Genomic DNA, 12,449 nt, shown 5'->3' with positions numbered 1-12,449 from the left:
ACAAGCAGGCCTTCACCATCGGCTCGGTCGTCGACAGCGCCGGCGGCACGATCAGCAAGTCCAACTCCGACAACATGTCGATGAACAACAACGCCAGCGCCTCCATCGTCACCCCGCTGCAGTAAGCGGGGGGCGTTCGAGACGTCTCGTGACATGATGTTGAGGCCGGGCGCCTTCGCCCAGCAAAAAACCCCCAGCGGCGCATGCTGGGGGTTTCTTTTTTGTCGCGACCTTGGGAATCCCGTCTGACTAAGGTTAACGTTAACCCAAACAGCTCCGCCTGTGAAGCCTTGACGCTTGGCAGGGTTAAACAACAGTTGACGGGATGAGGACAAGCCCGGCGGCCGCGCCGCGCCGTCCATGATCCTTCTTTGCCCGGGGGCCTCATTGCGCCGCGGGTTGGAAAACGCCCGCGCTGAAGGAGCCTGTCTGGACCTGGCCGTTCGGAAGCGTCAAAGTGCCCTGGCCTTCCGGCTGGCCGTCCCTGAAATCGCCGCGGTAGCTGCTCCCGTTTGGCAGCGACAGAATGCCCTTGCCGTAAGGTTTGCCGTCACGGAACTCGCCGACATATTTCTTCCCGTCCGGGAAGTTGTAGACGCCTTTGCCGATGATGCGCCCATCAACGAACTCGCCGCTGTACGACTCGCCGTTGGCGATCGTGAAGGTTCCTTTTCCGTGGCGGACTCCATTTCGGAATTCTCCGTCGTATTTGCCGCCGGAGGCAAAGGTTATGGTTCCGCGGCCCGTGGCCTTGCCGTCGCGGAACTCGCCGAGATAAACGTCGCCGTTGGGGAACTTCAAAGCGCCGAGGCAGTGCTTCCAGGGGGTGGCCATCGTCACGTCGCATTCCGGCAATTCGCCCTTCTGCGGCTTCGGCGGCTTGGCCTCGGCGCCGGCCTGCTTGACCTCGATTTCACCTTCGACGAACGTCCCGGTGAATTTCTTGCCGTCAGGCATGACGACTGTGCCTTTGCCGTTGGGCTGATCGTTCTTGAACTGCCCGACATAGGTCTTGCCGTCCGCCGAGATCAGCTTGCCCTGCCCATCCTTTTTTCCGTCCTTGAACGTGCCGGTGTAGGTTTCGCCGTCAGGGTGCGTGACTGTTCCCTTGCCGTTCGGAGAGCCATCACGAAACTGGCCTTCATAGGTCTTGCCGTCGGTGAAGACGAGCGAGCCTTTGCCGTTCGCTTTGCCGCCCTTCATTTCACCGACATATTTGTTCCCGTCCTCGGCGGTGACGACGCCGGTGCAATGCTGGCCGACATTCTCGGAGGTGCAGGCGGGGAGTTCTTTGGCGTGGGAGGGAGCGGCGCAGGCGCAGGCCAGGAACGAGACGATCAAAATCTTTTCCTGGAAATTCCCCAAAATATCCGTCCGCATGGTTCCCTCGATGTGTCGCGCGTTTCCACTGGCGTCATTGCGTTTCAAATTAACGGGTCAAACTTGACAAGGCAATGCGCGGCGGCGACCCGGCCGTTCACGCGCCGAACCGGGGACGGGCCGCGAATGGCTCAGGTCTTGAAACAGAGCGATTCTGGCCGCGACCAGAAACATCGCGCAAAACCTCGAAACGGAATTGGCGCGGATCGCCGCCGGAGAACGCTGGGAGGCGGCTGCGAGGCTGGTCGATCTCCTTGGCGTCGCGCAGACGGCGTTCGCCCTTGAGGCGATTGAACCCGTCGAAAGCAGGGAAGCGGACGCGCTTCGCTCCGCGGCCACGCGTTTCGAGCGGTTGTTGCGGCGCAGGCGGGACAGGTCGGTGAAGGAAAATCCCTTGCTGAGCAAAGACGCGCGCGCGCGCTTCGACGCGGAGCTTGAGAGCGTGCGCCGCTATACGCATGCGCTCGGCGCGGAGGGCCAGGTCGCGCTCGCCGTGCGTGATGCGTTCGACCGCGCCAATTGGCTGCATCCGGGGCCAGATGAGATTCCAACGCATCTGAGCGAGGAGGGGCCGCTCGTTCTTTTGACCCGGGCCGCGTTGTACTACACGCCTGTCAGGGACAAATCCGCGCAAGCCCTTCGGCATGCGCTGGAGAAATGGCCGGTGTTTCGCCGGCAGCCCTGACCACGCGACAAAGACAGTCATCGTTCGGAACGCGAAAATTTCATTGCTTCGCTCGCCTTGCCGCTCCGGAGCCTAGTTGGAAACGCAAGCCCATCGTGGCGGATCGTGTTCCGCCACGAGCTACGGAGTAAGGACGATGCTTCGCGCCTTGACACTTGGAACAGCGCTGATGGCCGCCGCCTTGTTCGCGCCGCACACCGCCTCGGCGGGGAGCGACCACGGGTATCGTGATCGCGATCGTGATAACAGCATGCGCGACCGCGACTACGATCGCGATAACGATCACCACGGCTGGCGCCGCCATGGCGACCGCGATTTTGATCGTGACCATGCCTGGAGCCATGGCCATGGCCATCACTATGGCTGGAAGAACTGGAGCGACCACGACCGGGATCGCCGCGGCGACTGGGACGATCGTCATCGGGACCGCGATCACGACCGCGATCGGGATCGGGATCGTTACTGACGCGCTTTCGTCATCGACAGCTTCGGGGCCGCTGCGCCGTGACGGCGAGCGGCCCTTTCTCTTGCGCCCGCGCCGCTGCGAGTCGCCATCAGAGTGCGGCGCAACAAGGGTCACGTAGTTTCCACAGCCTGTCTGCTCGGAGGGCCGGCGGTATCGTTGGGGAAACGAAGGAGCCGTCAGAAGCTCGAACGCAGACCCGCCTTGCGGGCGGTCTCCGGGAGGAGCGACATGGGAACCACCGGCTTCAAGAAGGAAGCGCCCATCCGGCTCGGACCGAATCGGTCGGACCGGATGCTCGCCGCCTATCGCGTCAATCTCGCGCGCGGCTGTCACCGCGTCCGGGAGATGATTCTGGACGACATCCGCCGATTCTCGGAGCTGGGCGCTTCAGATTATGTCGACGACTTGAGAGAGACGCTCTCCAGATTCGAGGAAGAAGCCTCCCTGCCTGTGAGCGCGACTCAAGGGCCGGGGAGGCGGTTCTTCCTCTTCGGCCCCGTGTAGTCGCTGCTGGCGGCAAGCCTTCGTCGTCACGGACGAAAAGCCTTAGCCGTTGCCGATGATCTTCCCGGCGTGCGCGGCGCCCGTCGTCGCGACCCAGACGGCGATCGCCATGAGCGTCGGGTGGTTCATGAAACGCATGCGCTCCTCCTGACCATTCGCCACTCTGCAAGACATGGGGGACGCTCCCCGCTTTTGAAGGGCTGGCGGGGCGTCCGCCTGCGGCGCTGCGGGCGTGTGGAGCGTTCTGCGCCATTCTCGAATTGTCTTCCCGCCACCCGCGCGCTACATTTCGCCCATCGACGATCTTTCGGCCTGACGACTTCGATACGCTCCTTTCGCGGGAGCCGCCGACGCCTTCTTCCAAACATCTCGATCGATCCGGCCCCGCGTATGCGGGCCTCTCCTCCGAACATGCTTGGAGACGAAACATGGCCACTGGCACCGTGAAATGGTTCAACCCGCAGAAGGGCTTCGGCTTCATTCAACCCGACGACGGCGGCGCCGACGTTTTCGTTCATATCAGCGCCGTTCAGCGCGCTGGCATGGATGACCTGCGGGAAGGTCAGAAGGTGAGCTATGAGCTCATGGTCGACCGCCGCAGCGGCAAATATTCTGCGGATCAGCTCAAAGCCGCCTGATCCCCCGGATCTGCGCGACTGGAACGCCCCGAACCCATCGGGGCGTTTTTCGTTTGGCGATCGAATCGCCTCAGCTTCACGGGGCGTGGGCCGCGATGGGGTCGTCGACCCGACCATAAAACGAACGCAATGAGGCGGTTGCGTGCCAGTGACGAAGGTTTGCGGAACCATGGTCTGACATGAGACTTCGACTGATCGGACTTCCAATTGCTGCAGCTGCCCTTGCCTGCGCCGTCGCCGTCGCGAATGGCCAGGACGGACTGGCGCAGCCCTCCAAAGCTGCGCATGCGAAGCCCGGCCGCGCGACGCCGGCTGCTGGCCCCAAAGCGGAGCCGTCTGGGGCGGCGCCATGCCCTCGAGGGACATGGAAAGACGATCCCGTATGCTTTGGCGAGGGCGAGCCGGACACTCTGCCGACGCCTTCGGCGCGCTCTGGCGCAAGCCCCGGCGCGTCGGGCCCAACGATCAAGCCCACGGCGAACATCAATCCGCGGCCGCTGGGGCCCGGTCCGTATCAGGCGGGCGTTGTGTATCAGTCGAATGGGAACGCCGTAACCTCCAATTATGGCGGCGGCGTCCAGATGGAGCTTCCGTTTTAGCGGCAAGGAATCGTTGCGCGGGCGATTGCGCACAAAGGTGATTTGCGAAGGCGCCGACCCTGTTTTCATGGGAGACCACGATGGACGCGATCGACCCGCCCGCCATTCAATGCAGCGTCGACGCTGAGCATCAGCGCGACCATGTTTCCCTGCGGGGCCGAATTGTCGGCGCGTCTGCGGCGAGCGGGAGCTATCGGCTGGAAATACAGTCTCAAAGCCCTTCCGGACGATCGATGGTCACGCAGGCGGGACAGTTCAAGTCGGAGGCGGATGAGCCTGTCTTCGTTGGCGCCGCGCATTTGTCCATGGCGGCCGGCACGAGATTGGTGGCGCGCCTTTCCGTTCATGTTGATCAGCTCTCGTGCAACGCCGAGCGCGAGATTTCAGACGAGTAGGACCGGGGACCAGATTCCCGAGTGGCGATCGGGGTTGATGAGAGACGCAAGCTTCTTCGTTGTAAGGATGCGGCTTTCGCCGGACCTGTCTGGCGAAGAGTCCTATCCAAACAGGAAGCGACCAGGGGATGGGCGCCGTCCTGCGCTTGTCCGACTTTCGCTCACACGGCTTTTCTGTTACAAATAGTGACCCCCGTGGGCCGGGGGGGGCTACGGCTGGCGACTCGCCCGGCGTCGCGAGACGGGCGAGTCGCCTTCGTAACCAGCGGCGCGTGCATGAGCCCGCTGACGAAGCAACGCCATCGGCTGGCGATGAAAAGCGGCCCCAGGGGGCCGCTTTTTTCATTGGCCGCTCAGTGGAGCAGGCGGAACAAACTGCTGTGAGGCGCTGCCTTTGAAGGCGCCCGTGGCGGCGGCAATCCCGACGCCGGCGCCCACGGCGACAGCGCCGCCAAGGAGCAGGGCGGTTGAGGACAGGCTGGCGTCGCCTTCCACTGAAGCGCCGCAGCGAACGACTTTTCCCGTGTTCGGGTCTATGACCGGCTTCGCCGCCACGTCGTCAAACATGGTCCCGTCCCGGCATTCCTGTTTTGCCGACGCGGTCGACACGAATCCGAACATCGCCAGGGTGGCGCAGACGCACGTGCGCGAGAGGAGGTTGAAAGTCTGCATGGGAAGCGCCTCGCTGAAGAGCACTAAAAATCGGACCGTGAGTAACATGAAGTAACGCAAATGTCACGTAAAACCCGGACAGAGCAGGACGGCTGCGTCAGACTCCTCGCCAAACCGCGTGGTTGACGAAGGATGAAAGCAGGAGCCGGCCGCCCGCCCTCACTTTTTCAAAAAGCGCAAGCCCTCGCGGCTGAACGGACTGTCGCATCCCTCTCAAAGACAAAGGCTTTTGCACGCAAGAGCCGCTGTGTTAATCTGGCGCTGCGTCCCGGGGTTTTCATGCAGCGAAGCTGGCTACGCGCTCTCGTCTGTGCCTTCGTCATCGTTGCCGCTGTCGTGGCGGCGGGGACGAACGCGTTCGCCGCCCCGGACGCCCATCCCTGCGCCGGGATGAGCATCACCGACGCTCGCCACAGCGACCATGGCGGCCATGCCCCGGTCCCGAGGCGCTGCGACTCATTGATCTGCGGGGCTGTTCATGCGCCGCCTGTCGTCGTCGTCGGGGAAGCAGCGGCCATCCACATCTCTCGCGCGCCAAAGCCGCGCGACGACGATGCGCGTCTCGATGCGACCGGCCCGCCCGACCTGAGGCCTCCAATCACCTGACGCCGCGCCCGCCGAGCTTGATCTCGGGGAAATGAGCCTTGTCCGCCAGCGCTGACACAAGGCTGGCGAAGCGCGCGCCCGCTTTGCGGCAAAGGCTGCGTCCGTCACCGCGCTTCCGCCCGGAAGCAGAGGATATCTCCATGAGCCGTTCCAATCCGGGGCGGGTCGCAGCGGCTCTGCTCGCGATCGCGCTTCTACCGACCCCGACCGCCGCTGTCGCGGACATCCGGGATTACGAGTTCAAGCTCGTCAGAGAGCAGATCAAAAAGGGCCTGTCGGTCGTCGACGTCCGGCTGATTCACAAGCCGGACGACAGAGCGGTTCCCGACGCCGTGATTTTCGCCTTGCGACTCGATATGGCGCCGGATGACATGGAGCAGATGACCGGGGCCATTGAACCGGTCAAAAGCCCCGAGCCTGGCCTTTACCGGTTCAAGGTGGACCTTACCGACGAGGGGCGCTGGCGCATTTCGCTCGCGGCGAAAATTCAGGGGGAGGCCGAGACGTTGCAAAGCCGCCTGGTTCTGAAGGCGACGCCATGACATTGCGCCGCATGGCCGTCCCCGCGTTGCTCCTCTCCATGGCGTCGGCTGCCTTCGCCGTCGAGCGCGACGCCATGCCCGGCGCGAGCGTCGAAAGCGTCGTGGCGTTCGCCAAACGCCTGAGCCCGGAGCTTGCGGCCTCGATTCTCGACGCCGACGCCGCCGCTCATCGCGTGGGGGCGGCCGGCGTGCAGCCCGACCCCACCGTCACCCTTCAGGCGTGGGACGTGAATGGCAAGGGCGTCGGGCAGGTCTGGGTTGGCGCCGAGCAAACCTTCCGCCTGTGGGGCAAGACCGATCTCGAGAAAGGCGTCGCGTCGGCGGAAGCGGATGTCGCCCGCCACCAGAGCCACGCCATCGAACTCGATCTGATCGCCCGCATCAAGGCGGCTTACGCGCAATACAACGCGGCGCATCGCGCCGTCGAGCTTTCGACGTCTCTCGCGCGGCGGGTCGATCAACTCGCCGAACTTCTGCGGCTGCGTTATGGCGCGAGCTCCGTCAGTCAGCAGGAGGTGATCAAGGCGGAGCTGGAGGCCGCGAACGCCGCTGCCGAGGTCGCGCGCCGCGAGGGCGAGGAGAAATCCGCCGCCGCTCGTTTGAACGCCCTGATCGGGCGGGCGGCGCAGGCTCCGCTCGCCGCGCCAAAAGGCTTCCCGGCGTTGAAGGGACGGATGACCCTTGCAGGCGTGCAGGAGCTTGCCCGATCGAGCAACCCTCAGCTCGCCGCGACCCATGCGCAGGTGCGCTCCGCCACCGGGACAAAGGAACTCACCGATCTGAATTACTATCCGGACGTGACCGCAGGGGCCAATCTGGTGCAGCGGCGGAACGGCGAAACCAGCGGAATGTTTCTGCTCGGCTTCAAGGTCCCGCTTCAATATGAGGCGAAGGACGCCGAGCAGCGCGCGGCGAGCGCCAGCCTCGGCGCCGCGCAGGCGCGCAACGACGCCTTGCGCATCCGTCTCGATGGCGAGGTGGCGGAAGCCTGGTTCCGACTCGAAGCGATCCGCAAGGCGCTCAGGATTTTCGAGCAGCGCCAATTGCCGCCGGCCCGGCTCTCGGTGGAAACCGCCCGGCAGGGATTCGACGCCGGATCGACCGACCTTGCAACGCTTCTGGAGGCCGAACGGCGATTGCGCGCGGTGGAACTGGAGCTGCTCGCGCTCAGAGTCGAGGAGCAAAGCAAACATGCCGATCTCGAACGCCTCGCGGGAGGCGCGCTATGAGACGCGCCCGCATCGCCTTCGCTCTGACTGTCCTGCTTCTCGCGCTCGGCGGGGCCGCTTACGTCATGGCGCGCGGGCCGTGGTTTTCGCATGACGCAAGCCGCCCGGAGACGCATGCGGCCAAGGGCGTTGGCCCCATCATCTATTACCGCGACCCGGATGGTCCGTTTTTCTCGCCCGCGCCAAGGAAAAACCCCGCCGGCAAGGATTATGTCGCGGTTCGTGCGAGCGAAGACGTCAGTTTCGACGAAAAGCCCTGGGCGGCCGCGGAGCCCGCGCAGCAGCAATCCTCGGGGCGTCGCATCCTGTATTACCGCAATCCCATGGGGCTGCCGGATACGTCCCCGGTCCCCAAGAAAGACCCGATGGGCATGGATTACGCGCCCGTCTACGAGGATGAAGCGCAGGACGCGTCGACTGTCACGATCAGCCCCGGGAAGCTGCAAAAAACGGGCGTGCGCTCCGAGCCAGTGGAACGGCGGGAGCTCACCATCCCCATTCGCGCCGCTGGCCGGGTGGATTTCGACCCGCGCCGGACGTCCGTCGTCGCCTTGCGCTTCGAGGGCTTCATCGAGTCCGTCGGAAAGGTCGCGGAAGGCGATTACGTCCGCAAGGGCCAGACGCTCATGCGCGTCTATGGGCCGGATCTCTCCAGCGCGGCGGCCGAATATGTCGCGGTGCTCACTTCCGGCCCAGCCGCGCGAATGGAGGGAGCGCGCCGGCGCCTTGTGAATCTCGGACTGGACGATGCGACGATCGCCGCGATCGCGCGCAGCCGCCGCGTTCCCCGGGCGATCGATTGGCCCGCGCCGCAAGGCGGGCATGTCATCGAACGCGCCGCCTTGAGCGGCATGCGGGCGGCGCCGGGGGAGACGCTGTTTCGCATCGTCGACCACAGCCTTGTCTGGGTGCTGGCGGATGTCGCGGAGCGCGACGTCTCTGCGATCAAGCCGGGGGAGCCGGCGATCATTCGCGTGCGCTCCTATCCGGATCGGCCCTTCAAGGGCCAGGTCGCCCTTGTCTATCCGCATCTCAACATGGAAACCCGCACCGCCCGCGTGCGCATCGAGCTGCCCAATCCGGACGGCCTGCTGCTCGGCGACATGTTCGCCGACGTTGAAATCGAGGGCGGCGGCAAGCAGAAGGTGCTTGCGGTCCCCGAGAGCGCGATCATCGACGCGGGCAAGCGGCAGGTCGTGATCCTCGACAAGGGCGAGGGGCGGTTCCAGCCGCGCGAAGTCCAGATCGGCCGACGTGGGGAAGGCCTCGCCGAGATCACGAGCGGAGTCGCGGAAGGCGAGCGCGTCGTGACGGCCGCGAACTTCCTCATCGACGCCGAGAGCAACCTCAAGGCGGCCTTGCAGGCGCTGGATCAGGGGCAGGGCCGATGATCGGGCGCCTCATCGCCTGGTCGGCGCGCAACCTCCTTCTGGTCTTCGTCGGGACGGTCTTCGCGGTTGCTACGGGCGTCTATTCGCTGCGTAGCCTGCCGCTCGACGCCATTCCCGATCTCTCCGACGTGCAGGCGATCGTCTATACGGAATATCCGGGCCAGGCCCCGCAAGTGGTCGAGGACCAGGTCACCTATCCGCTCGCGAGCGCCATGCTTACCGTGCCGCGATCGAAAGTCGTGCGCGGCTTCTCCTTCTTCGGCGTCTCCTTCGTCTATGTGATTTTCGAAGACGGCGTCGACGTCTATTGGGCGCGCTCGCGCGTGCTCGAATATTTGAGCTCGGCGACGAAGCGCCTGCCGGCGGGCGCGACTCCGGTGCTTGGTCCGGACGCCACGGGCGTCGGCTGGGTCTATCAATATGCGCTGATCGCCAGGAACATGACCCTCGCGGAGCTGCGCTCGTTGCAGGACTGGACCCTGCGCTATGGCCTCGCCAAGGCGGAGGGCGTGTCGGAAGTCGCGAGCGTGGGCGGCTTCGTGCGTCAATACAATGTCGTCGTCGACCCCAATCGCCTGCGCGCGCTGAATATCCCGCTGTCGCGGATCAGGGAGGTCATCCGCGCCAATAACGCCGACGTCGGCGGGCGCACGGTGGAGCTCTCCGAGTTCGAATTTATCGTGCGGGGGCGGGGCTATCTTAAGGGCGTCCCCGACCTTGAAAGCATCGTGTTGAGAGCGGGCGGCGGGACGCCGCTTCTGCTGAAGGACGTGGCGCGGATCGAACTCGGCCCGGACGAGCGTCGCGGCGTCACCGAACTCAATGGCGAGGGCGAGGTCGCAAGCGGCGTTGCGCTGCAACGTTACGGCGCCAATGCGCTAACGGTCATCGACAACATCAAGGCCGCGCTGGCGCAGATCGCGCCGAGCCTCCCGAAGGGAGTCGAGATTGTCCCGGTCTATGACCGGTCGGAACTGATCCATGCGGCGATCGAGACGCTTCGCGGGACGCTGATCGAGGAGAGCGTCATTGTCGCCCTCGTCTGCGTGGTCTTCCTTCTGCATGTCCGCAGCGCGCTGGTCGCCATCATCATGCTGCCGGTCGGCGTGTTGATGGCCTTTGCGGCGATGAAGGCGCTGGGACTCGGCTCGAACATCATGAGTCTGGGCGGAATCGCCATCGCCATTGGCGCCATGGTCGACGCCGCGATCGTCATGATCGAGAACGCTCACAAGCGGCTCGAACGGGCCTCGCCCTCCGAGCCGCGTATCGACGTTCTGATCGACGCGGCGACGGAAGTGGGGCCGGCCCTCTTCTTCAGCCTGCTCATCATCACCGTTTCCTTCCTGCCCATCTTCACGCTCGAGTCTCAGGAAGGGCGGCTTTTCAGCCCGCTTGCCTTTACCAAGACCTTCGCGATGGCGTCGGCGGCGCTTCTGTCGGTGACACTGGTTCCGGCGCTCATGGTGATTTTCGTGCGCGGCCGGATCGTCTCCGAAGAGCGCAATCCGATCAACAGGGCCTTGATCTACGTCTACCGGCCGGTCATCCGCCTTGTCATGCGCGCCAAGATTCCGACCGTCGTTCTGGCTGTCGCCTTCCTCGGCGTCACGATCCTTCCGGCGCGTCAGCTCGGCTCCGAGTTCATGCCGGCGCTGAACGAAGGCGCGCTGCTCTACATGCCGACGACGCTTCCGGGCCTCTCCGTGACAAAGGCCGCGCAACTGCTGCAAATGCAGGACCGGATCATCAAGTCGTTCCCCGAGGTGAAGTCGGCTTACGGCAAGGCTGGTCGGGCCTCGACCGCGACGGACCCCGCGCCGCTCGAAATGTTCGAGACCATCATCGACCTCAAGCCAAGGGAGGAGTGGCGGCCCGGCGTCACGCTCGAGAGCCTTGTCGCTGAAATGGACAAGGCGCTGCAAGTCCCGGGCGTCTCCAACGCCTGGACCATGCCGATCAGGAACCGCATCGACATGCTGGCGACGGGCATCCGCACGCCTGTCGGCGTCAAGGTCATGGGGCGCGATCTCGGCCAGCTCGAAGTGCTGGCCCGACAGATCGAGAAAGTCGTGAAGGGGGTTCGCGGCGCATCATCGGCTTACGCCGAGCGGGTGATGGGCGGCTATTATCTCGACATTACGCCGGACCGCTCGGCGCTCGCGCGCTATGGCCTGATGATCGACGACGTTCAGGCGACCATCGCAACGGCGCTCGGCGGCGAGGTTGTCACGACGACCGTCGAGGGGCGCGAACGCTACGGCGTCAACGTCCGCTACCCGCGCGATTACAGATCGAGCCCGAGAGCGATTGCGAGCGACGTGCTGATCGCGCTGCCCGGCGGCGGAACCGTGCCGCTCGGCGAAATCGCCAGCGTCGACCTTGTCAGAGGGCCGACCGCCATTCGCACGGAGAACGGACAGCTTGCGGTCTATATCTACGTCGATGTGCGCGACCGTGACATTGGCGGGTTCGTCAAGGACGCGCGGCGGGCCGTCGCCGAGGCGATCGACTTCCCGCCGGGCGCCTATGCTGTCTGGAGCGGCCAGTTCGAATATCTCGAACGCGCCGAAGCCCGGATGCGCATCGTGGTTCCGGTGACGCTCTCCATCATCTTCCTGCTGCTGTATCTCAACTTCCGAACGCTCACCGAGACGCTGATCGTCATGCTGTCACTGCCGTTCGCGCTCGTCGGCGGCGTCTGGCTGATGTGGATGATGAACTTCAACATGTCGGTCGCCGTCGGCGTCGGATTCATCGCACTCGCGGGCGTCGCGGCCGAGACCGGCGTGGTCATGCTCATCTATCTCGACGCGGCCATGCGCGAGGTCGCGGAGAAACGCGCCAGAGAGGGGAAAGCGTTCACGAGGCCCGACCTGCACGAGGCGATCATGCTCGGGGCCGTCGAGCGCGTTCGGCCCAAGATGATGACCGTCGTCGCGATCATGGCGGGCCTGGTTCCCATCTTGTGGAGCACAGGGGCGGGGTCGGAGGTCATGCAGCGCATCGCCGTGCCGATGATCGGCGGCATGGTGTCATCCACGCTTCTGACCCTGGTCGTGATTCCGGCGATCTATGCGCTGGCGAAGGGCGCGGGATTGCCGCGCGCGGCCGCCCGCGTCGAACGGATGGAACTCCACCTGTAAGGCCGCGAACGGCCCCAGAACATTGCGAGTCGCAATTGGTCGAAATGCCGCAATTGTTCACGTTTCAGTCCAATTTCTTGAACTGTGTTTTTCGTTATATTTCAGCGGCTTAGATGGTCGGAGTGGCGGGATTCGAACCCACGACCCCTTGTCCCCCAGACAAGTGCGCTAACCGGGCTGCGCTACACTCCGACTT

At 64.5% G+C, this 12,449-nt stretch carries 13 protein-coding genes and 1 tRNA gene; 10 read left to right on the top strand and 4 right to left on the bottom strand.

Features of this window, described 5'->3' with window-relative positions; all coding sequences use genetic code 11:
* Positions 1–384: 384 nt before the first annotated feature.
* Positions 385–1,380 (bottom strand): MORN repeat-containing protein, encoded by a 996-nt coding sequence (locus tag ACR652_RS21790; protein ID WP_434508574.1) that lies wholly within the window; start codon positions 1,378–1,380, stop codon positions 385–387.
* Between the two features lie 196 nt (positions 1,381–1,576).
* Between ACR652_RS21790 and ACR652_RS21785 the strand changes: the two genes are divergently transcribed.
* From ACR652_RS21785 to ACR652_RS21775, 3 genes are all read left to right on the top strand, one after another.
* Positions 1,577–2,065: a hypothetical protein gene (locus ACR652_RS21785; protein ID WP_434508573.1), complete on the top strand. Its 489-nt coding sequence runs from the start codon at positions 1,577–1,579 to the stop codon at positions 2,063–2,065.
* Between the two features lie 169 nt (positions 2,066–2,234).
* Positions 2,235–2,531, top strand: coding sequence for a hypothetical protein (locus ACR652_RS21780; protein WP_434508572.1), 297 nt, complete (start codon positions 2,235–2,237; stop codon positions 2,529–2,531).
* A gap of 228 nt (positions 2,532–2,759) precedes the next feature.
* A complete protein-coding gene (locus tag ACR652_RS21775; protein WP_434508571.1) occupies positions 2,760–3,035 on the top strand; it encodes a hypothetical protein in 276 nt (91 codons plus the stop codon).
* A 42-nt stretch (positions 3,036–3,077) separates the two neighbouring features.
* Here ACR652_RS21775 and ACR652_RS21770 read toward each other — a convergent pair whose 3' ends face one another.
* Positions 3,078–3,209: a hypothetical protein gene (locus ACR652_RS21770; protein ID WP_434508570.1), complete on the bottom strand. Its 132-nt coding sequence runs from the start codon at positions 3,207–3,209 to the stop codon at positions 3,078–3,080.
* A gap of 254 nt (positions 3,210–3,463) precedes the next feature.
* Here ACR652_RS21770 and ACR652_RS21765 point away from each other — a divergent pair, with 254 nt between their 5' ends.
* Together ACR652_RS21765 and csgH are read left to right on the top strand one after the other, a co-directional pair.
* Complete coding sequence (locus ACR652_RS21765; protein WP_434508569.1) at positions 3,464–3,673, top strand: cold-shock protein; 210 nt, start codon at positions 3,464–3,466, stop codon at positions 3,671–3,673.
* A 679-nt stretch (positions 3,674–4,352) separates the two neighbouring features.
* Positions 4,353–4,667, top strand: a complete 315-nt coding sequence (gene csgH, locus ACR652_RS21760; protein WP_434508568.1) for a curli-like amyloid fiber formation chaperone CsgH — start codon at positions 4,353–4,355, stop codon at positions 4,665–4,667.
* 342 nt (positions 4,668–5,009) lie between these two features.
* Here csgH and ACR652_RS21755 read toward each other — a convergent pair whose 3' ends face one another.
* Positions 5,010–5,339, bottom strand: coding sequence for a hypothetical protein (locus tag ACR652_RS21755; RefSeq protein WP_434508567.1), 330 nt, complete (start codon positions 5,337–5,339; stop codon positions 5,010–5,012).
* A 279-nt stretch (positions 5,340–5,618) separates the two neighbouring features.
* Here ACR652_RS21755 and ACR652_RS21750 point away from each other — a divergent pair, with 279 nt between their 5' ends.
* The 5 genes from ACR652_RS21750 to ACR652_RS21730 all read left to right on the top strand — a co-directional run bounded on the left by ACR652_RS21750 (position 5,619) and on the right by ACR652_RS21730 (position 12,253).
* Positions 5,619–5,945, top strand: a complete 327-nt coding sequence (locus ACR652_RS21750; protein ID WP_434508566.1) for a hypothetical protein — start codon at positions 5,619–5,621, stop codon at positions 5,943–5,945.
* Between the two features lie 140 nt (positions 5,946–6,085).
* On the top strand, positions 6,086–6,487 hold the full coding sequence (locus ACR652_RS21745; RefSeq protein ID WP_434508565.1) for a FixH family protein: 402 nt from the start codon (positions 6,086–6,088) through the stop codon (positions 6,485–6,487).
* Positions 6,484–7,716, top strand: coding sequence for a TolC family protein (locus tag ACR652_RS21740; protein ID WP_434508564.1), 1,233 nt, complete (start codon positions 6,484–6,486; stop codon positions 7,714–7,716). Before ACR652_RS21745 ends, ACR652_RS21740 begins: the two co-directional genes overlap by 4 nt.
* Positions 7,713–9,107 carry an efflux RND transporter periplasmic adaptor subunit gene (locus ACR652_RS21735; RefSeq protein ID WP_434508563.1) on the top strand — a complete coding sequence of 465 codons (1,395 nt, stop codon included), beginning with the start codon at positions 7,713–7,715 and terminating at the stop codon, positions 9,105–9,107. The genes ACR652_RS21740 and ACR652_RS21735 overlap by 4 nt, the downstream gene beginning before the upstream one ends.
* Positions 9,104–12,253, top strand: a complete 3,150-nt coding sequence (locus ACR652_RS21730; protein ID WP_434508562.1) for an efflux RND transporter permease subunit — start codon at positions 9,104–9,106, stop codon at positions 12,251–12,253. Before ACR652_RS21735 ends, ACR652_RS21730 begins: the two co-directional genes overlap by 4 nt.
* Before the next feature lie 114 nt (positions 12,254–12,367).
* On the opposite strand, the gene ACR652_RS21725 is transcribed toward ACR652_RS21730, so the two are convergent.
* Positions 12,368–12,445 (bottom strand) — tRNA-Pro (locus tag ACR652_RS21725).
* Between the last annotated feature and the right edge of the window lie 4 nt (positions 12,446–12,449).

Origin of the sequence: Methylocystis sp. (assembly GCF_051061225.1) — a bacterium.
Classification (GTDB): Bacteria; Pseudomonadota; Alphaproteobacteria; order Rhizobiales; family Beijerinckiaceae; genus Methylocystis.
This window is presented reverse-complemented; position numbering and strand designations above follow the sequence as displayed.